Origin of the sequence: Candidatus Planktophila vernalis (assembly GCF_002288185.1) — a bacterium.
GTDB classification, from domain to species: Bacteria; Actinomycetota; Actinomycetes; order Nanopelagicales; family Nanopelagicaceae; genus Planktophila; species Planktophila vernalis.
Window position 1 is genome coordinate 311,913 of sequence record NZ_CP016776.1, and the last position, 18,643, is coordinate 330,555.

The 18,643-nt window shown below is 45.6% G+C and carries 17 protein-coding genes, 1 tRNA gene and 1 other RNA gene; 12 read left to right on the top strand and 7 right to left on the bottom strand.

What is annotated here, in order from left to right; all coding sequences use genetic code 11:
* Nucleotides 1-34 precede the first annotated feature (34 nt).
* Nucleotides 35-745 carry an alpha/beta hydrolase gene (locus A7sIIA15_RS01735; RefSeq protein WP_095685505.1) on the top strand — a complete coding sequence of 237 codons (711 nt, stop codon included), beginning with the start codon at nucleotides 35-37 and terminating at the stop codon, nucleotides 743-745.
* Here A7sIIA15_RS01735 and A7sIIA15_RS01740 read toward each other — a convergent pair.
* Nucleotides 742-1,869 carry an AI-2E family transporter gene (locus tag A7sIIA15_RS01740; RefSeq protein WP_095685506.1) on the bottom strand — a complete coding sequence of 376 codons (1,128 nt, stop codon included), beginning with the start codon at nucleotides 1,867-1,869 and terminating at the stop codon, nucleotides 742-744. The two genes, A7sIIA15_RS01735 and A7sIIA15_RS01740, sit on opposite strands and share 4 nt — an antisense overlap.
* Before the next feature lie 84 nt (nucleotides 1,870-1,953).
* Here A7sIIA15_RS01740 and A7sIIA15_RS01745 point away from each other — a divergent pair, with 84 nt between their 5' ends.
* Genes A7sIIA15_RS01745 through A7sIIA15_RS01755 form a run of 3 tightly spaced genes read left to right on the top strand, consistent with a single transcriptional unit; the run spans nucleotide 1,954 to nucleotide 5,236 of the window.
* On the top strand, nucleotides 1,954-3,180 hold the full coding sequence (locus A7sIIA15_RS01745; protein WP_095685507.1) for a DUF4032 domain-containing protein: 1,227 nt from the start codon (nucleotides 1,954-1,956) through the stop codon (nucleotides 3,178-3,180).
* A 9-nt stretch (nucleotides 3,181-3,189) separates the two neighbouring features.
* Nucleotides 3,190-4,050, top strand: a complete 861-nt coding sequence (locus A7sIIA15_RS01750) for a tetratricopeptide repeat protein (protein ID WP_095685508.1) — start codon at nucleotides 3,190-3,192, stop codon at nucleotides 4,048-4,050.
* A 1-nt stretch (nucleotide 4,051) separates the two neighbouring features.
* Entirely contained in the window at nucleotides 4,052-5,236 is a 1,185-nt protein-coding gene (locus A7sIIA15_RS01755) for an MFS transporter (protein ID WP_095685509.1), read from the top strand.
* Here A7sIIA15_RS01755 and glgB read toward each other — a convergent pair.
* Genes glgB through aceE form a run of 3 tightly spaced genes read right to left on the bottom strand, consistent with a single transcriptional unit; the run spans nucleotide 5,223 to nucleotide 11,602 of the window.
* Nucleotides 5,223-7,148, bottom strand: a complete 1,926-nt coding sequence (gene glgB, locus A7sIIA15_RS01760; protein ID WP_095685510.1) for a 1,4-alpha-glucan branching protein GlgB — start codon at nucleotides 7,146-7,148, stop codon at nucleotides 5,223-5,225. The two genes, A7sIIA15_RS01755 and glgB, sit on opposite strands and share 14 nt — an antisense overlap.
* 3 nt (nucleotides 7,149-7,151) lie before the next feature.
* A complete protein-coding gene (locus A7sIIA15_RS01765; protein ID WP_095685511.1) occupies nucleotides 7,152-8,885 on the bottom strand; it encodes an alpha-1,4-glucan--maltose-1-phosphate maltosyltransferase in 1,734 nt (577 codons plus the stop codon).
* Entirely contained in the window at nucleotides 8,882-11,602 is a 2,721-nt protein-coding gene (gene aceE, locus A7sIIA15_RS01770; RefSeq protein WP_095685512.1) for a pyruvate dehydrogenase (acetyl-transferring), homodimeric type, read from the bottom strand. Before aceE ends, A7sIIA15_RS01765 begins: the two co-directional genes overlap by 4 nt.
* A 102-nt stretch (nucleotides 11,603-11,704) precedes the next feature.
* On the opposite strand from aceE, the gene A7sIIA15_RS01775 reads away from it, so the two are divergent.
* The 6 genes from A7sIIA15_RS01775 (at nucleotide 11,705) to A7sIIA15_RS01800 (ending at nucleotide 15,245) form a co-directional block, all read left to right on the top strand.
* The gene (locus tag A7sIIA15_RS01775) at nucleotides 11,705-12,085 is read left to right on the top strand and encodes a DUF3052 domain-containing protein (protein ID WP_095685513.1); all 381 of its coding nucleotides are present in this window, start codon (nucleotides 11,705-11,707) and stop codon (nucleotides 12,083-12,085) included.
* Nucleotides 12,086-12,095: 10 nt separating this feature from the next.
* On the top strand, nucleotides 12,096-12,554 hold the full coding sequence (locus A7sIIA15_RS01780; protein ID WP_095685514.1) for a peroxiredoxin: 459 nt from the start codon (nucleotides 12,096-12,098) through the stop codon (nucleotides 12,552-12,554).
* Between the two features lie 63 nt (nucleotides 12,555-12,617).
* Nucleotides 12,618-12,692 (top strand) — tRNA-Val (locus A7sIIA15_RS01785).
* Between the two features lie 29 nt (nucleotides 12,693-12,721).
* Complete coding sequence (locus A7sIIA15_RS01790) at nucleotides 12,722-13,450, top strand: zinc ribbon domain-containing protein (RefSeq protein WP_095685515.1); 729 nt, start codon at nucleotides 12,722-12,724, stop codon at nucleotides 13,448-13,450.
* A gap of 3 nt (nucleotides 13,451-13,453) precedes the next feature.
* Nucleotides 13,454-14,536 (top strand): bifunctional RNase H/acid phosphatase, encoded by a 1,083-nt coding sequence (locus A7sIIA15_RS01795; RefSeq protein ID WP_095685516.1) that lies wholly within the window; start codon nucleotides 13,454-13,456, stop codon nucleotides 14,534-14,536.
* Between the two features lie 82 nt (nucleotides 14,537-14,618).
* Complete coding sequence (locus A7sIIA15_RS01800) at nucleotides 14,619-15,245, top strand: MOSC domain-containing protein (RefSeq protein WP_095685517.1); 627 nt, start codon at nucleotides 14,619-14,621, stop codon at nucleotides 15,243-15,245.
* Nucleotide 15,246: 1 nt separating this feature from the next.
* Here A7sIIA15_RS01800 and A7sIIA15_RS01805 read toward each other — a convergent pair whose 3' ends face one another.
* Nucleotides 15,247-16,827 carry a gamma-glutamyltransferase family protein gene (locus A7sIIA15_RS01805; protein WP_095685518.1) on the bottom strand — a complete coding sequence of 527 codons (1,581 nt, stop codon included), beginning with the start codon at nucleotides 16,825-16,827 and terminating at the stop codon, nucleotides 15,247-15,249.
* 68 nt (nucleotides 16,828-16,895) lie between these two features.
* Between A7sIIA15_RS01805 and rnpB the strand changes: the two genes are divergently transcribed.
* Nucleotides 16,896-17,245, top strand: an RNA gene (rnpB, locus tag A7sIIA15_RS01810) — RNase P RNA component class A.
* 42 nt (nucleotides 17,246-17,287) lie between these two features.
* Entirely contained in the window at nucleotides 17,288-17,758 is a 471-nt protein-coding gene (locus tag A7sIIA15_RS01815) for an SRPBCC family protein (protein ID WP_223298273.1), read from the top strand.
* A 10-nt stretch (nucleotides 17,759-17,768) separates the two neighbouring features.
* On the opposite strand, the gene A7sIIA15_RS01820 is transcribed toward A7sIIA15_RS01815, so the two are convergent.
* Together A7sIIA15_RS01820 and A7sIIA15_RS01825 are read right to left on the bottom strand one after the other, a co-directional pair.
* A complete protein-coding gene (locus A7sIIA15_RS01820; RefSeq protein ID WP_190279144.1) occupies nucleotides 17,769-18,230 on the bottom strand; it encodes a GNAT family N-acetyltransferase in 462 nt (153 codons plus the stop codon).
* 18 nt (nucleotides 18,231-18,248) lie between these two features.
* A complete protein-coding gene (locus A7sIIA15_RS01825; protein WP_095685521.1) occupies nucleotides 18,249-18,593 on the bottom strand; it encodes a DoxX family protein in 345 nt (114 codons plus the stop codon).
* Between the last annotated feature and the right edge of the window lie 50 nt (nucleotides 18,594-18,643).

An 18,643-nucleotide genomic window follows, 5' to 3' on the forward strand; every position in this document is an offset into this window, starting at 1 on the left:
GGAAGCCTAGTGGGGTGAAGATAAGATTTGAAGTATGGCCGAGATAATCAGACCCAGCACAGTGTTGCCGGCCCTTCGCACACCGTTTCATGTTCTTACTAGTGATGGCGTGGATTTAATCGGAGAAGTCGCATCACCCTTAGGTCAATCAAAAGGGGCGATTTTAACTCTGCATCCACTGCCAACTGCAGGGGGAATGATGGATAGTCACGTTTATAAGAAAGCAGCAAACCGCCTACCTGCTATGGCCGGGATAAGCGTTGTTCGCTTCAACACACGTGGAACATCATCTGAGGCTGGAACAAGCTCTGGTGCATTTGATAACGGTGGAGCAGAAGGCCTAGATGTTCAGGCAATGATTAATTATTGCTTCGATGTTTTAGCGTTAGAAAACCTTTGGATTGTTGGTTGGTCATTTGGAACAGATCTAGCTTTGCGCCATGCCAAAGATCCACGCCATCAAGGCTTGATTCTTCTTAGCCCACCGCTTCGCACAACAACTAATGAAGAGCTTTTTTATTGGAATAGTGATCCACGACCAATAACTGCCATTGTGCCAGAACACGATGATTACCTGAAACCAGATGCTGCTAGAGAGCGCTTTGCAATCGTGCCTAAGTTAAGAATTATTCCAGTAGATGATGCCAAGCATCTGTGGGTAGGCGAACCTTCAGTTCACCGCGTGCTATCTGAAATCAACACCATTGTTACTGGTGATACAAGCCCACTACCTCTTGAGTATTAAGAGTTATTAGCGCGAGGGATTACGACTTCATCCAAAATCAGAATGATCGAAGCTGCAACAGGTACGGCAAGTAATCCGCCGACAAGTCCCAAGAGTGATGAACCAATCAAGGCAGAGATAATTGTTACTGCTCCAGGAACGGCCAAAGTTCTTTTCATAATGCGTGGTGTTACAACATAGTTTTCAATTTGCACATAAACCACGTATGCAACAAAAGCGATTACACCAATGGCAATTGATTGAGTGAGTGCGATTATTGTGACAATACCAGAGCCTAAGAAATGTCCTACTAATGGAATCAATCCACAGACAAAAACAATCATTCCAATTGCTATTGGTGAAGGAAGACCTAGTACTAGTGAGAGCACGAAAACAAAGACAGAAGCCATAGCTGCAATAACTATTTGGCTACCCACAAATGAACCCACACGAGCAATGATGGCGTTAGTGAGGTGACCTACTCGTGCCCGGCGACTAGCTGGAACTAATGAAAGTCCAAGGTTAACGGCCTGAGGTAGAGAAGTGATGAAATAGAGAGTCAGAACCAGGATTGTGAGGAAAGTGAAAAATCCTGAAAGAACTGATTTACCAACACCTATAACTCCACCGAACGCTGAAATTAACAATGTTCCATCTGAAGTTACTGAGGTCAGTTTGCTTTGCAGGGTATCGATAATTCCATATTGATCATTGAGCTGATTAATCGTTGCATTATTTGTTAAATCAGCTAAGAGAGTAGGTGCCTTATTGATGAGTTGGGTTCCCTGAGAAATTACAGGAGGGGCAACAACGAGGGCAAAAAAGACTACAAATGCAATAACTGAGGTGAAGATGATTGTTACTGCAGTAACACGTGACATATTGCGACGGCGCAGAGCTTCAACTGCTGGATTAAGACCCATTGCTAAGAACAGCGCAATCAGGATCAAAATAAATATTTGAGAGACGCTAGCAAGTGCGCGCATTAACACGATTGCTGTTAGTGCACCTAACGTTGCAACAAATCCAAAGTAATACGGATGGGATCTATTGATTGGAACACCTGCAACTCCGTAATCTGCAGGAGATTGTGCAGGTTTGGCTGCTCGCTTGGTAACCTTCTTAATTCGCTCTTTAATTGCCATAGGTGCATTGTAAAGATAGTTATCTCACTTGTATGAGACGTGGTGTTCATCTTCCCGTCACATTTTTAGGGGAGAATGAGCCCTATGGCCCTACGGATAACAGGATTAGGCGAGGAGATCGCAGCTGTTACTGGCCTGCCGTGGCAACAGAGTTTGGAAGAGTGGCCAGAGGATCCCGCGCTGGCAGAAAAGCGCGGTATTTCACGCCACGTGGTCCGCTTAGTTCGAGCGACCACTGATGCAGATGCACCGGTCTATGCCGTCAAAGAAACAGTGTCAGAGTTCGCCAACCGCGAATACAAGGTCTTGCGCGAACTCACATCCCTGAATGCACCCTGCGTTGAGCAGATTGCAGTTGTTGAAGGTAGAACAAATTCTGCCGGGGAGGAACTTCCCTGCGCGATAGTCACTCGTTTCTTGCCATATTCATTGCCATATCGAGTTCTGCTCTCTGGCTCAGTCACTGCCCATGACATAAATACAATGGCAAATGCTCTTGCACTTCTTCTTGTTCGTTTACACCTTTTAGGTTTTTGGTGGGGCGATTGCTCACTATCGAATACTTTATTTCGCCGAGATGCTGAAGGCTTTGCTGCCTATCTGGTAGATGCTGAAACGGGAGAGTTTCAAAAAACACTTAGTGATGGTCAGAGAGAACATGATTTAGATATTGCAATGTTTAACGTTGCGGCTGAGTTAGAAGACTTGCGTTTATCTGGAGTTCTATATCCAGGTATGGATCCAGTGCGTGCGGCCGAAGCTGTCATTCGTCGCTACCGCAGAATTTGGTCTGCCCTTAAAGAGCGACAGCTACTTGACCCTAAAGATCGACATGCAGTGGAGCGCGCTATGCGACAGTTACATGATTTAGGTTTTGCTGTGGAAGAAGTATCAATCACCATCGATGGTGACACACAGCTTCTATCTTTCCAGCCTCGTTTAGTTGCAGCTGGTTATCACACACAACGTTTGCGTGAGTTAATGGGAATTGAAACTGAAGAGCTACAAGCCAAACGCTTACTTGCATCTTTTGATCGCTATCGTGCCCGTCACGAAAACACGGCTATGACAGTAACTGAGATGGCTAAGGTGTGGTTTCTAGAAGTCTTTGAGCCAACCATCAACCGAATTCCTGAGCAGATGCGTGGTCGCGTTGAGCGGGCTCAGATGTTCCATGAAATCCTTGAAAACCGCTGGTATTTAAGTGAACAAAAGGGCACTGATGTGGGTTTGGAGTTCGCTGCCGATAACTACGTTGAAGAGATTTTGCCCCATCGGCGTGATTCTGGCGTTGACCTCATCGCCCAGTAGGATTACAACGTGAGCAACCCACCTAATTTTGCACAAGCAGTTGATCTGAGCTCATTAGGTAAACCAAAGAGCGCCCCAGCAGGACCGACTCCAGGAGTTGAAGTTACTGCTGCAAACTTAACATCAGAGTTTTTACCTCTATCAAAAACACGTCCAGTCATTTTGTTCTGCTGGTCACCGCGCAGCCCTGAATCAGTTGAAATGTTGAATGTGATGGGTCTGCTAGAAACTAGTTACAAGGGTGCTTGGAGTTTGGGACGAGTTGATATCGATGCGCAGCCTCAAGTCGCACAGGCTCTGCAAACTCAGAAGATTCCTTATGCAGTTGCACTCATTAATGAACAGATTGTTCCTTTATTTGAACAGGCATATCCAGAGGCACAGATTCGTTTGGTTCTAGATAAGGTTTTAACTTTAGCTTCCGAACAAGGTGTTGGTGATGCACCAGTTGAAATCATCGAACCCGAAGAGGAGGAGGCAGTTACAGCTCTTGAAGCTGGTGACTTTGCTACTGCAGAGGTTGCCTATAAGAAACTACTAGCTAGAAAGCCAGCAGATTCTTTTGCAAAGCTAGGTCTGGCGCAAACTCAATTGCTGATTCGTACGGACGGTTTGGTATTGGATGCAGTAATCAAAGAAGCCACAGATAATCCCACGGATTTGTCCTTGCAGTTAAAGGCAGCTGATATGGAGATAGTAAATGGTGGAGTTGAAGCAGCCTTCACTCGTCTCTTGCATGCAGTCAAAGAAAGTGCGGGGGATGATCGCAATAAAGCCAAAGATCATCTACTTTCACTCTTTGCCTTAGTTGATCCAGCAGATCCACGCTTAACTGCAGCTCGCAGCGCGCTAGCGAACGCCCTCTTCTAATATGCGCACAGTTACCCCTAAAAAAGAGCTTAATTACCTAAGAATTCTCTTCTTCACATTTGGTCTTGGAATCATGTCCTGGATTCCACGCTTTCCAGAAGTTAAAGAGGCGTTAAAGCTAACTAATGGTGGCTTTGGTTCATTGATCAGTACTGGCGCTTTAGGTTCACTTATCTCACTACTGACTGTGGGATACGTAGTTCACAAGATTGGTGTTAAGAGAGTCCTATATGTCGCCTCATTCTTCCTTATGGCAACATTGATAATTCTTACCACTGTTGATTCATCTCTGATATTTTTCTTTGCAAATATCGCATTTGGTGCTGCAATATCTGCTTTTCATATCTCAATCAATGCTCAAGGCTTTAACTACCAAGATCGCACAGGAAAATTTATTATTACTCAGATGAGCGGAGTATGGGGCGCTGGTGCATTACTCACAGCTTTGATATCAGGATTTCTCGTTGACCGAGTCTCACTGCATCTTCACGTGGGAGTTTTAACTGTAGTTATATTCCTCATTCAAACCGTAGTGATCAAATCTCTTGCACCAGAGCTCCTAAAGGCTAATCAAGATATAGATGTTGATTACAAAATCAAAGAACTGTTTTCAGGCTTCTCTTTTGATCGAATGGTTTCATTTGGCCTCATCTGTGCGATTTTTCTAGAGTTCGCGCTTGGTGACTGGGCTGCTATTTACACCAAGGAAGAAATTGGAATTAAGAGTGGCTTCAACACGCTGCCATATATTCTCTTCACAGTGTGGATGATTTTTGGAAGATTCACCGTTCACTACTTAGTGCCACGATTTTCATTAGAGCGTTTAGCAGTCCATGCATCGCTGTTGGCTGGCTCTTCTTTCCTTGGGAGTGTCTTTTTAGCAAGATCGGTCTTTGCTAATAATCAAGATATGGCGTTTCTAGTTATTTGCATCGGCTTCTCACTTGCTGGTCTTGGAAGTTCATTCCTTGGACCGACGTTTATGGCTGCGGCAAATACCCGCTCAAAGCACCCTGCTAGCGTGGTTATTGGCCATATCGGCGTCGCAAATATTGTTTTGGCTTTCATTTTGAAGTGGATTGTTGCTTGGACTGCTCAAGCTACTTCGCTAACAATCGGCTTAATCATTCCAGCGGTTCTTTTGCTAACAGTTCCTTTTTTCGCAAAAGCACTTAAGAGCGTTTAAACCAAATAGTTGCAAGCGGTGGAATTCGCACCTGTGCAACTAGTTGCGCCCCATCATTGACTGCCACAGGTTCATTTGTAATTCCGCTGCCGCCATATGCTAAATCATCAGTGTTGAGAACTTCGGTCCATGTTCCAGTAGTTGGAAATGGCAAGGAGTAGTTCTCGTGTGGCATAGGGGAGAAGTTTGTGATTGCAACTAAGGGAGTTCCTTGATCATCCCAACGAGCAAAAGCAACGACGTTTGCCGCGCCGTCATTTCCAACGAGCCACGTGAAGCCTTCAGGAGATGTGTCTTTTTCCCAAAGTGATGGAAGCTTTTTATAGAGAGCGTTTATTTCAGCAACACACTTTTGAACACCTTGGTGTTCTCCGTACTCAGTTAAATACCATTGCAGTCCGGCGCTTTCATTCCACTCATCATTTTGGGCAAATTCACTGCCCATAAACAAGAGCTTCTTACCTGGATGCGCCCACATAAATCCATACAGAGCACGCAGTGTTGCAGTCTTTTGCCAGCGATCTCCAGGGAACTTGTTTACTAACTGGCCTTTGCCATGGACTACTTCATCATGGGAGAGCGGCAGCATGAAGTTCTCACTCCAGGCATAGAGAATTGAGAAAGTTACTTCATTGTGGTGATAAACGCGGTGAATAGGATCATGTTGTAGATACTGCAAAACATCATGCATCCAACCCATGTTCCACTTAAAGCCAAAGCCTAGACCGCCAGATGAAGTGTCACGAGTGACGCCAGACCATGCAGTTGATTCCTCGGCAATCATCATGATGCCTGGGTGGGTTTTATAGGCAGTGGAAGTAGCTTCTTGGAGCAGTTGAACTGCCTCTAAATTCTCACGGCCACCATTGATGTTTGGCACCCATTCGCCTTCTTTGCGTGAGTAATCCAAATAAAGCATGGAAGCAACAGCATCAACACGTAATCCATCAATGTGATACTCGGTTAACCAATAGAGCGCACTTGCAACTAAAAAGTTACGGACTTCATTTCGCCCAAAGTTAAAAATAAGCGTGCCCCAGTCAGGGTGTTCACCTAAACGTGGATCTGCATGCTCATAAAGGGCAGTGCCATCAAATTTAGCCAGAGCCCATTCATCTTTTGGAAAGTGTGCAGGAACCCAATCGAGAATGACTCCAATGCCAGCAGCATGCAATGCATCTACTAAGAATTTGAAATCATCAGGAGAACCAAAGCGAGAGGTTGGTGCAAAAAATGAGGTTACTTGGTATCCCCAAGATGGACCATACGGGTGTTCTGTGACAGGCAAGAACTCAACATGAGTAAAGCCTTGAGCGCGCACATAGTCAACTAATTCGATTGCAAGTTCGCGATATGAAAGACCTAACTTCCATGACCCTAAGTGCACTTCATAGACTGAAACAGGGGAGCGCCAGGATTCAAACTTTGTGCGCTTTGTTATCCAATCTGAATCACTCCATACATAGGTAGATTCTTCAACAACCGATGCAGTCAGTGGAGGAATTTCTGTAGCGCGCGACATTGAATCGGCGTGATCTACCCAGCGTCCATCGATGCCACAAATTGCAAACTTATATCTAGTTCCAACTCCGATATCTGGAATAAAGATTTCCCAGATGCCAGAGGAACCAATACGGACCATGTGGTGTGTGTTTTTATCCCAGAAATTATGATCACCAATGAGTGAAACTGCTTGTGCATTAGGTGCCCATACTGAAAAAGCAGTGCCTAGAAGCTCATTTGAATCATCTCGGCGGACATGTGCTCCTAATGCTTTCCACAGCTGCTCATGGCGGCCTTCAGCGATGAGATACAGATCAAGCTCACCTAAAGTTGAATGTGGATTAAGAAAGGATGCAGGCTGAATAAGGTGGGTCGAATCTCTCTTAGTAAATCTGGAAAAGATTCCCATTTCTTAAAGCTTCACTTGGCATATGTGGGCAACTTTGCCGACGGGGCGTGTGGGATCGAGTTGAATGAATTGGTGCTCAGACCAATCAAAGCTCTTGCCATCAAGGAGATCTTTCACCGCAAATGTGCCTTCAAGACCTAGCGCGTTCATATCCCAATGAACGATGGTGCCCTGAGCAAAGGAAGGATCCAGGTTTACGACAACCAAAACAAGATTCTTACCTTCGCGCTTTGAGTAAGCAATGATGGCTTCAGATTCAGTGTTGTGAAAAACTAAGTTACGCAGTTGGTGCAGAGCTGGATTAGCTTTACGGATTGCATTGAGTTGAGTGATAAATGGTGCCAGAGTTAGACCCTTCTTAGTTGCACCATCCCAATCGCGGACTTTGATTTCATACTTCTCTGAATCTAAATACTCTTCGCCACCTTCTTTAAATGGTCGGTGTTCGTAAATTTCATACCCTGCATACATTCCCCACGAAGGCGTGAGAGTTGAAGCTAGAACAGCGCGCAGTGCAAACATTGCTGGATTGCCACTTTGTAAATGAAAAGGATTGATATCTGGAGTGTTGACCCAAAAATTAGGACGAAAGAATGCAGAAGTTTGTTGGGCAACTTCACGGCCGTATTCAGTGAGCTCTGACTTGCTGGTGCGCCAGGTGAAATATGTGTAGGACTGGTGAAAGCCTGCTTTACCAAGTGCATGCATCATTGCTGGCGCAGTAAAAGCTTCAGCTAAAAAGATTACTTCTGGGCTTTCTCTGCGCACGATATCGAGCAAGTCCTGCCAGAAGTGGACTGGCTTAGTGTGTGGATTATCAACACGGAAGATCTTTACACCCTTTGAAACCCACAAGCGGATGATGCGTAGAACTTCATCCCTAACGCCTTCATAGTCATCATCAAAGTTAATGGGGTAGATATCTTGATACTTCTTGGGTGGATTTTCAGCATAAGCAATAGTTCCATCGGCACGCTTGTTAAACCATTGAGGATTACTTTTCACCCACGGATGATCTGGCGAAGTTTGAAGTGCTAGATCTAATGCAATCTCTAAGCCAGCCTTCTTTGCAGCTGCAACAAAGTTTTCGAAATCTTTCATCGTTCCAAGCTCTGGATTAATCGCATCATGGCCACCATCTGAATTACCGATAGCCCATGGCACACCAGGATCATTAGGACCAGCAGTTAAAGAGTTATTAGGTCCCTTGCGATGGGCAACACCGATGGGATGGATAGGGGGAAGATATAAAACATCAAAGCCCATGGATGCAACTGCAGGCAATCTCTTTGTTGCACTTACAAATGTTCCAGAAGTAATTGTTCCATCAGCGTTTTTCACTGCGCCTTCACTGCGTGGAAAGAACTCATACCAAGCACCAGAAAGCGCGCGCTCACGATCAGCACGGATTGGGTATTTTTCAGTTGATCCATAGACCGTGCGATATTGGGATGTGCTATCTGCCTCAACGACGAAAAAGTAATCACCTTGCGCAGGGATAGTAATTGAACCTTCATAACGATTAGTTCCAGGCCAGGTTTCTTTCATATCTGCGCGAGATACCACTTTGCCTTTTGAATCATGCAAAGCAACTTGGGCACCTAGCTTTTCATGGCCCTCAATAACAGCTGTCGCACTGACTTGAATAGTCTCGCCAGCTGCTGCTTTAACAGGTAGAAATTCTCCTCCGAAGTAAACAGCGGGGGAGATATCGCTTATTGCAATTCTTGAGATCAACCTGAACCTTCGGTATTGCCAGCATCTGCAGCTGAGACATCATGGATACGATACTTTTCCATCGCCTTGGTGACAATGCTTGCTTTGATATCACCTTGATTACTTAATTGCTGCAACACAGCCACTGCGATTGATTCTGCATCAACTTTAAAGTGACGGCGCAAAGCACCACGTGTGTCTGATAATCCAAAGCCATCAGTTCCAAGTGAGTAGAAAGGTGCATCAACCCATGGTGCAACTTGATCTTGCACAGAGCGCATGTAATCACTCACCGCAATAACTGGACCCTTGTGACCAGCTAGCTTCTGTGAAATATATGCACGCTTCTTATCATTTGGATTAAGAAGATTATGGCGATCTGTTTCAAGACCATCACGGCGAAGTTCATTCCATGAAGTTACAGACCAGACAGATGCTTTAACGCCCCAGTCATCGGCAAGTAGTTGCTGGGCCTTGAGCGCCCAGTTCACACCAACACCTGATGCCAAGATCTGCGCTGATTTCTTGCGTGATTTAGCTGCAGGAGAGTAAAGATAAATACCTTTAAGCAGGCCTTCGACATCTAGGTTTTCAGGCTCAGCTGGGTGAACATATGGCTCGTTATAAACAGTGACGTAGTAATAAACGTTTTCACTGTTCTCACCATACATACGGCGCAAACCATCTTTAACAATATGTCCAAGTTCAAAAGCAAAGGCTGGGTCATAAGAAACCACAGCTGGGTTAGTTGAAGCAAGAAGGTGTGAATGACCATCTTCATGCTGCAAACCTTCTCCGTTAAGTGTGGTGCGACCAGCAGTTGCACCAATTACAAAGCCACGTACTAATTGATCAGCTGCAGCCCAGAAAGCATCTCCTGTGCGCTGGAAACCAAACATTGAGTAGAAGATGTAGATAGGAATCATTGGTTCATCGTGTGTGGAATAAGAAGAGCCCACTGCAGTAAAGGATGCAACAGAACCAGCTTCGTTAATTCCTTCGTGAAGGATCACACCGGTAGTTGATTCCTTGTATGACAACATCAATTCACGGTCAACGGCTGCATATTGCTGGCCATTAGGTGAGTAAATCTTTAACGTTGGGAACAATGAGTCCATACCAAATGTGCGAGCCTCATCCGGAATGATTGGAACAATACGTGCACCAAGTCCTGGATCTTTCACTAAATCTTTGAGCATGCGAACAAATGCCATCGTTGTTGCAATTTCTTGATGACCAGAACCGCGCTTGACTGACTCATAGACAGAATCATCAGGCTGAGTCAGTGGACGTGAAATTGCTCGGCGGCGAGGGATAGATCCACCAAGGGCTGCGCGACGCTCAGCTAGATACAAAGCTTCAGGTGAATCTGGTGCTGGCTTTAAGTACGGAGGTAAGTACTTATCTAACTTCTCATCTGGAATATCTAGATACAAGGTGTCACGGAAGCGCTTAATATCTTCAAGTGACATCTTTTTCATCTGGTGCGTGGAGTTACGACCTTCAAAGCTTGATCCAAGAGTCCAGCCCTTAATTGTCTTAGCCAAAATAACTGTTGGGCGACCATTGTCTTGAGTTGCTGCGGTGTATGCAGCAAATAACTTCTTATAGTCATGTCCACCACGCTTTAAGCCCCAGATTTTTTCATCAGACCAATCTGCAACCATTGCTGCAGTGCGAGGATCGCGACCAAAGAAGTTCTCACGAACATAGGCACCAGATTCAGCTTTAAAGGTCTGGTAATCGCCATCGAGAGTCTTATTCATCAAGTTAACAAGTGCGCCTTCGCGATCTTGTGCCAAGAGTGGATCCCACTCGCGGCCCCAAACAACCTTAATAACATTCCAACCAGCCCCACCGAAGATTGATTCAAGCTCTTGAATGATTTTGCCATTTCCACGAACCGGACCATCAAGGCGTTGCAAATTACAGTTCACAACAAAAGTTAAGTTGTCGAGTTTTTCACGTGTTGCTAAACCAATCGCACCTAAAGTGTCGACTTCATCTACTTCACCATCTCCAAGGAATGCCCAGACGCGTTGATCACTTGTGTCTTTGATTCCACGGTTGTGGAGATAACGATTAAAGCGTGCTTGATAAATAGCGTTGATTGGTCCGATACCCATTGACACTGTTGGGAACTGCCAAAAATCTGGCATCAAACGTGGGTGAGGATAAGAAGAAAGTCCACCAGCTGGATGTGAGAGTTCTTGGCGGAATCCATCTAACTGATCTTCAGTTAAACGACCTTCAAGATATGCACGTGCATACATTCCAGGACTTGCATGTCCTTGGAAAAAGATTTGATCTCCGCCACCTGGGTGATCTTGTCCGCGGAAGAAGTGGTTAAAACCAACTTCATAGAGCGCAGCAGAAGATGCATAGGTTGAGATGTGTCCACCAACGCCAACTCCTGGACGCTGTGCACGGTGCACCATCATCGCTGCATTCCAACGATTCATCGCACGGATATTGCGCTCGATACCTTCATCACCAGGAAAAGCTGGTTCATTTTCAGGTGAAATTGTGTTCATGTAGTCAGTAGTGCGAAGGTCAGAGACACCTATTTTTTTCTCATGAGCACGCTTTAAAAGACTCAACATTAAATAGCGAGCGCGTACTGGACCTGCATTTGCTAGAGCGGCATCAAAGGATGCATGCCATTCGGCCGTCTCTGAAGGGTCGGTATCAACCAACTGGTCGATAATCTGATCGGGCGCCTCAAAGGTTTCGCTCATGGTGCCTATTCTTGCGTGAACTGACCAGTAAGTCGAAATGGACCAGCCATATCTCTTGTGCAAGGGGCATTCATTGTGTGGAATTAGCCTGTGCCAGCGCGTATGGGGTTCAAGGAGGGTGACCTAGTTCTAGAGGTCGGCCGTTCTGCTGGCTGCGATGAAAGCCTGAGAAAACAAGTCAGCGCAATTACTAAAACAGAGTTCGTAGATAGTGATGCACAAGAAGTCGTAGATGGCGTAATTATCTGGTGGCGCGATGGTGATGGCGATCTAGTTGATGAATTAATGGACGCACTTACTTATTTAAGTGAAACGGGACCTATCTGGGTATTAACTCCCAAAGTCGGCCGTGATGGCCATGTTGAGCCAAGTGATATTCAAGATGCAGCGCCAACGGCAGGCTTAAGTCAGACATCATCTTTTTCAATTGCAGCTGATTGGAGTGCTACTCGTCTGGTGGCACGTAAAGCGGGTAAACGGTAGATTTGCCGCTATGACTCTAACAATTGGCCAAGCCGCTCCAGATTTTGAAGTTCTCAATCAACATGGTGAGATGATTTCACTTTCATCTTTCAAGGGTGAGAAGAATGTAGTTCTGCTTTTCTATCCCTTTGCATTCTCAGGAATCTGCACCGGTGAGCTCTGTGCACTGCGTGATGATCTAGCAGCATTCCAAAACGATAACGTGCAACTGCTAGCAATCTCATGTGATCCTATGTATGCACAGCGTGCATTTGCTGAAGCTGAAGGATATAAATTCCCAGTGCTTGCAGATTTCTGGCCACATGGCGCAGTTGCTAAGGCATACGGAGTATTTGAAGAATCACGTGGTTGCTCAACTCGTGGCACATTCGTCATTGATAAAGCTGGCATCTTGCGCTGGCAGGTAGTCAATGGTCTTGGCGATGCTCGCAATATCGCTGATTACAAGGCGGCAATTGCTGCGCTCTAAGCGCGGGATTTAGCGATTTAACTAGGGTGAAGTAAGATTCACCAGTACTCATAGCAGTACAAAGGGTGCTTAGCTCAGTGGTAGAGCGTCTCGTTTACACCGAGAATGTCGGGGGTTCGAAACCCTCAGCGCCCACCAGATATTTACGAAGGGGTTGATTGCAGCAAATGAAAGCCAGCCCAAGTGATCAACGTCAGATTATTGATGTGGCAGCTTTTGACCAGAAAACCACTGCGCTCAACCACACCGCTTCAACTCTTCCTGAAATTGCAGAGCTAGTAACAACCACTACAAAATCTCATAATGCCCGCGATCTTCGCATTGGCGCTGAGACTGAACTCAATGATGTTAAACGTGAACTCTTGCGCGCAGAAGCAGATGTTGAACAGATAGTTACGCGCATTACCCGTGATGAAGCCCGACTATCTGGGGGATCAGCATCACCCAAGGAGCTTGAACAACTTCAACATGAAGTGGGGACCCTTAACGCACGCCGTGCTGAACTTGAAGAAGTAGAGCTAGAGATCATGATGCGCGTGGATGAAATCAAAGCTCGCATCACAGATCTGCAAAACCAAGAAGCTGATTTCACCGCGCAGATCAATGATCTCAATATCCGCAAAGAAAATGCGCTCGCAAAGATTAATGGCGAACTAGAAAGTATTGCTAAAGAGCGCAGTGAGACTCTGGCATCTGTTTCTAGCGAATTTGTAGCTTTGTATGAAAAAATTAGAGCTTCTAATAATGGAACAGGTGCGGCTGCACTAGTTGCTGGTGCGTGTACAGGCTGTCACCTTTCCATCAATACTGTGGAGCTCAAGCGAATTGCTGAATTAGCCGATGATGAAGTGGTGCGCTGTGAAGAGTGCCGCTGCATCTTGGTGCGCGGAGCGTAATAAATGGCACGTCATTTTTCATTAACTGCAGATGGTGGTTCACGCGGCAATCCTGGTCCAGCTGGTTATGGATCAGTCATTACTGAAAACGGCAAAATCATTGCAGAGCTCTATGACTTCATAGGAATTGCAACAAATAACGTTGCTGAGTACTGCGGACTCATTGCTGGTTTAACTGCCATTAATGCATTGGATCCGCAAGCAACAGTCGACGTGAAGATGGATAGCAAATTAGTAGTAGAACAGATGTCTGGGCGCTGGCAGATTAAGCATGCAGACATGCGAAAACTAGCCAGTGATGCCCGAAATGCTCACACTGCATCGCTAGTTAAATACACCTGGATTCCACGTGATGAAAACTCACATGCAGATCGCCTGGCAAATAAGGCTTTGGATGAGCAAAGTGGTGGGGGAGAGATCATCTCTGTGCGCCAGAACTACTTAACTGAGCGCTTACTTAACCCGGAAGAATCAACAACTATTTTTCTAGTCAGACATGGTGAGACTGTTTTAACTCCCATGAAGAAGTTTTCTGGAGATGGTCCTTTAAATCCAGAGCTGACCGATATTGGTTTAGGTCAAGCAGAGAAAGTTGCTGCTGCGATAGCTAAATTTAATCCAGAGGTAATCATTGCTTCACCTCTCAAGCGAACAACTCAAACGGCTGAAGCTATTTCTAAAGTAACAGGTCTTCCTATCGTTTTTGAAGATGCATGGGTTGAGTGCTCATTTGGAATTTGGGATGGCATGTCTATAGAGGAAGTAAAAGAGCGCTACCCAGCTGATTACAACTCATGGGTATGTTCAACTTCTTTTGCACCGCCAGAGGGTGAGTCCTATGACTCTGTTGCACAGCGCGTGGATGCAGCGCTTTCACAGATTGCAGCTGAATATCCAGGACAGCGTGTAGTAGTTGTTACACATAATGGAACGATTAAATCTGCAGCTAAAGTTGTTGTTGGCGCACCAGCTGAATCAATCTTTCATATTGATATTTCACCATGTTCAATCACCACAGTCTCTATCTGGCCAAGTGATGGATTGCGGGCCCTTAGAACTCTTAATGAGCAGGCTCATTTACGCTAGTCAACACTGAATTGTAAGAGTCAAAGCTCAAGAAATATAGGCGAACTCACACCAATAAAACCATTTCAAGTAGAATTCATTTATGAAAGTTCTAACAGTCAACATCACCAGCGTTGTGCATGAAGGTGAATGGACTGGCAGTGAAGGCAAAACTGGAATTGATAAGCGTCCAGCGCTAGGACCAGTTCATTTTGCTAACGAAGAAGTCACAGGTGATGTTGTCGTAGATCGCAATCACCATGGGGGATATGACCAAGCGGTCTATGCCTATGCAAGAGAAGATGCTGATTGGTGGGAAAAAGAGCTCGGTCAATCAATTGCAAACGGCCGCTTTGGTGAAAACTTAACGACTTCAGGAATTGATGTTAATGGTGCACTTGTGGGAGAGCGTTGGAAGATTGGCACAACAATTCTTGAAGTCTCACAACCTCGAATTCCATGTCGTGTTTTTGCTGGATTTTGGCAACGACCAACATTGATTAAAGAATTCATGGCCTCAGGAAAACCTGGAACATACCTACGCATTATTCAAGAAGGCCACATAAGCGCAGGGGATAAAATTGAAGTTATTTCCAAACCACATCATCACATCTCCATTGCAGATCTTTATGCTGCAAAAAATGGAGAGCGCTCTAAAGTTGAAGAGATTGCGGCAGTTAAAGAACTATCCGGCAAATACCAAGAATGGGCGCAAAGCCTGCGCAATTAACTTAGAGGCCTGCAGCGTGACCTTCACAACGAGGATCTGAACCAAAGGCATAGGTTGCATTAGGCAACACCTGCATTAACTGCACAGATGAACCATGTCCCCAAGCAGCAAGTTCTTTCACATCGTGGCCCTTGGCTCGAAGTTCATCGAGAACTGCAGTTGGCACTCGATTTTCAATCTCAAGCACACCACTTCCAGTTTCCTCCAAAGAGCTTTGCCCAGGAGCGTTGAGATGTTGCCATCTAGGTGCCTCAGTTGCCTCTTGCACATTCATCTTCAGATCAACTACGTTGATGATTAACTGCAGATTGGTCTGCACCTGAATATTTGCACCAGGTGTTCCTCCCACTAAATGCAAAGTTCCATCAGCATTAACTGCAGTAAAGGCATTGAGGGTGTGTGCTGGGCGCTTTCCTGGCTCAATAATGTTGGGAGAGGCTGGATCTAATGAGAATCCAGTTAAGCGATTATTTAAAATGATTCCAGTTCCAGGTATGACCCATGAACTACCAAAGCCATGGAAAACAGATTGAATCCAGGAGACTGCGTTGCCATCCTTATCTGCAACTAAAAAGTAGGTGGTGTCACTGCCTTCACTGACGGGGGCAATATCTGTGGCTGCTTTGTCCGTAGATATCTGGGCGCATCTCTTATCAATGTTTTCTTTCGACAAAATCTTTGCAACATTGACCTCAATAAATTCAGGATCACCCAGAATCGCGTTGCGATCAGCAAAACCAGCCTTCTTAGATTCCACTCCGATATGAATACGCTCTGCTTCACTCATCCTTGCCACATCAAAGCGCTCATTAATAAGCAGCTCCTCCATCAAGATCATTCCTTGTGTGGGAGGTGGCTGACCATAAATTGTCAGATCACGATACTTAATTGATAGTGGATCTAGAACTCTGGTGGTGTGTGCCTTTAGATCTTGGGCATTAAACCAACCATCAGAGCCGCTAATGAGTTGCTGAGCTATTCGCCCTTCATAAAATGCACTACGACCACCTGCTTCAATCTCTCGCAGTGATTGCGCTAAATCTTTTTGAATAACTAATTCGCCCACCTGGACGTTCACGTCAATGCCCATATCTTTAAAGAGGGAAGTATGAGGAGTTGTAGCTAAGTGATTAGCAATTCTGCGAACAAAGCCGGTATTTGCTGGAAAACCATTGTCTGCATAATCAATGGCTTGTTCTAGCAAAGTGGCTATTGGTAACTTGCCATAGCGCTCATGAGCTTCAAACCAGGTTGAAACTAAACCTGGAACAGTTCCTGATTTATATCCATGCAAAGGAATCTCTGTCCCATAAGCAGCGGCAGTTGCAGCGTGTGGTGCTTCACCACTGCCGTTAAATGCAAGGTTTGTCTTTGTGCTTGCATGGTGAGTAACTAAAAAAGCATCTCCACCTAAATGCGATGCACCTGGCTCCACAACACAGATCACTGCACTCAGTGCAATGGCGGCATCAATAAAGGATCCACCCTGTTTTAATATTGCAATCGCAGCGCTCACGGCCAATGGCTGGCTTGCAGCAGCTCCGCCATTTTTGGCATAAACAACGCTTCGGCCCGTTTGCATCCGTGAACTGTGGCCTATTTTTAAAGGGATTACAAGAACACCAATAATGCAAGTATCCTTAAGGCTGAAGAGTCGCCCGGATCACCGCGTTACGAAAGTACCGAGGAAAGTCCGGACTCCAAAGAGCAAAGTGGTGGGTAACGCCCACCCGGAGCAATCCGCGGGATTAGTGCAACAGAAAGCAAACCGCCAACGAAAGTTGGTAAGGGTGAAACGGCGGTGTAAGAGACCACCAGTAATTGCAGCAATGCAGTTAGCTATGTAAACCCCACTTGGAGCAAGACCATGCAGTTGGCGCTTGAGAGCTGCTCGCTCGAGTCAACGGGTAGGTTGCTTGAATCTGTAAGTAATTACAGATCTAGATGGATGGTGATCCCTCGCAAGAGGACAGGATCCGGCTTATAGGGCGACTCTTCTCTTACTGCATTTCACCTGAAATAATCGAGCCACTGAAAAGAAAGTGAGGAAAACTTTGGAAGATAAGGCAACGATCCTCGATTCGGGGAATAGATGGCTAGTAGGGGCTCAGATTGTTATCAATGCTCCTGCATCTGAAATCTTTGCAATTGTTTCTAATCCCAAAATGCATCCACAGATTGATGGGTCCAAGATGGTGAAGGGCGGTATTACTGGTCCCGATCACCTCAAAATGGGAGATACTTTTTATATGCGCATGAGTATCGGAATTCCTTATGTGATGCGCAATAAAGTTGTCGAGTACAAGCACAATGAAGTGATTGGCTGGAGACCCCTTGCTCGCAATATCTGGAGATATGAACTTAAGCCCATTAGCGCTAATTCAACTCTGGTAACTCAATGGATGGATGGACGTAATGCGCCCAAATTACTCATGAAACGCGAGATTCGATGGGCAGCTAAGGCAATCGCTAAGACGCTGGTTAATCTAAAGAAGATCGTTGAGCGTCACTGACTCTTCTTTTTCAAATTAATTTGGTCATACACATGTTGTCTTCGCTTAGGACATAGTCGCCAAAGGCATCGCAACTGTTGTATCCCAGAGACTTATAGAGTTCACGTGCCGGTTTGAAAGCCTCATTCGTTCCTGTTTCAAGGCTCATTCGTTCAATACCGCTACTTCTTGCAAAATCTTCTATATGAGCAACCATCGCTTTTCCAACACCTGATCCTCTGGATTTAGCCAAGGTGTGCATAGATTTAAGCTCTGCATGATGTGCATCTAGTTTTCTAATGGCACCTACGCCGACAAGCTCTCCATCAATACGAGCACCGAACACCGTGATATCTGGCGAAAACAACTTGGAGGCATCCAGCGCATATACATGCTCGATAGGGGTGGAGGAAGTACAAAAAAGCCAGTGCGCTTGAAGTATCTGCGCCAATTCATCAGTCAGTGATTCTTCAATCGTGATGACTAGCTCCACGTGCAAGATTCTAATGACTCAAAGGGAAGTTGCAAGAGTTGCAGTGCTGATTGCGAGCATCACGATGGCAGGCAGGATTCCCTTAAAGTAATCTTTTACGCGAAGGTGAGCACCAACTGCAAGGACGAAGTAGATCGACAACCCGACTGCGGCAGCGATCCCGATTTCTTTGATAGCAAAACCGACGATCAATCCGACAGCTGCCAACAATTTGATCAAGCCGAGAATGTTGCAGAGGTTGGGTGGACAGCCAACTGTTTCAGCGGCTTTCATAACGCTCGGTAGCTTGAGAAAGTCTCCGATTGCCGATGCTGTACAAAGAACCGCAAGGACGATGCTGAGGATCGAGTGGGCTGAATTCATCGCTCCAAATTATACTGCCACTTGATCCCGCTTATAGGGCGACTCTTCTT

Excerpts from the sequence above, each read along its gene's own strand:
- A7sIIA15_RS01735 (WP_095685505.1), top strand. The coding sequence starts at position 35 with ATGGCCGAGATAATCAGACCCAGCACAGTGTTGCCGGCCCTTCGCACA.
- A7sIIA15_RS01740 (WP_095685506.1), bottom strand. The coding sequence starts at position 1,869 with ATGGCAATTAAAGAGCGAATTAAGAAGGTTACCAAGCGAGCAGCCAAA.
- A7sIIA15_RS01745 (WP_095685507.1), top strand. The coding sequence starts at position 1,954 with ATGGCCCTACGGATAACAGGATTAGGCGAGGAGATCGCAGCTGTTACT.
- A7sIIA15_RS01755 (WP_095685509.1), top strand. The coding sequence starts at position 4,052 with ATGCGCACAGTTACCCCTAAAAAAGAGCTTAATTACCTAAGAATTCTC.
- glgB (WP_095685510.1), bottom strand. The coding sequence starts at position 7,148 with ATGGGAATCTTTTCCAGATTTACTAAGAGAGATTCGACCCACCTTATT.
- aceE (WP_095685512.1), bottom strand. The coding sequence starts at position 11,602 with ATGAGCGAAACCTTTGAGGCGCCCGATCAGATTATCGACCAGTTGGTT.
- A7sIIA15_RS01775 (WP_095685513.1), top strand. The coding sequence starts at position 11,705 with ATGGGGTTCAAGGAGGGTGACCTAGTTCTAGAGGTCGGCCGTTCTGCT.
- A7sIIA15_RS01780 (WP_095685514.1), top strand. The coding sequence starts at position 12,096 with ATGACTCTAACAATTGGCCAAGCCGCTCCAGATTTTGAAGTTCTCAAT.
- A7sIIA15_RS01790 (WP_095685515.1), top strand. The coding sequence starts at position 12,722 with ATGAAAGCCAGCCCAAGTGATCAACGTCAGATTATTGATGTGGCAGCT.
- A7sIIA15_RS01795 (WP_095685516.1), top strand. The coding sequence starts at position 13,454 with ATGGCACGTCATTTTTCATTAACTGCAGATGGTGGTTCACGCGGCAAT.
- A7sIIA15_RS01800 (WP_095685517.1), top strand. The coding sequence starts at position 14,619 with ATGAAAGTTCTAACAGTCAACATCACCAGCGTTGTGCATGAAGGTGAA.
- A7sIIA15_RS01805 (WP_095685518.1), bottom strand. The coding sequence starts at position 16,827 with ATGCAAACGGGCCGAAGCGTTGTTTATGCCAAAAATGGCGGAGCTGCT.
- A7sIIA15_RS01825 (WP_095685521.1), bottom strand. The coding sequence starts at position 18,593 with ATGAATTCAGCCCACTCGATCCTCAGCATCGTCCTTGCGGTTCTTTGT.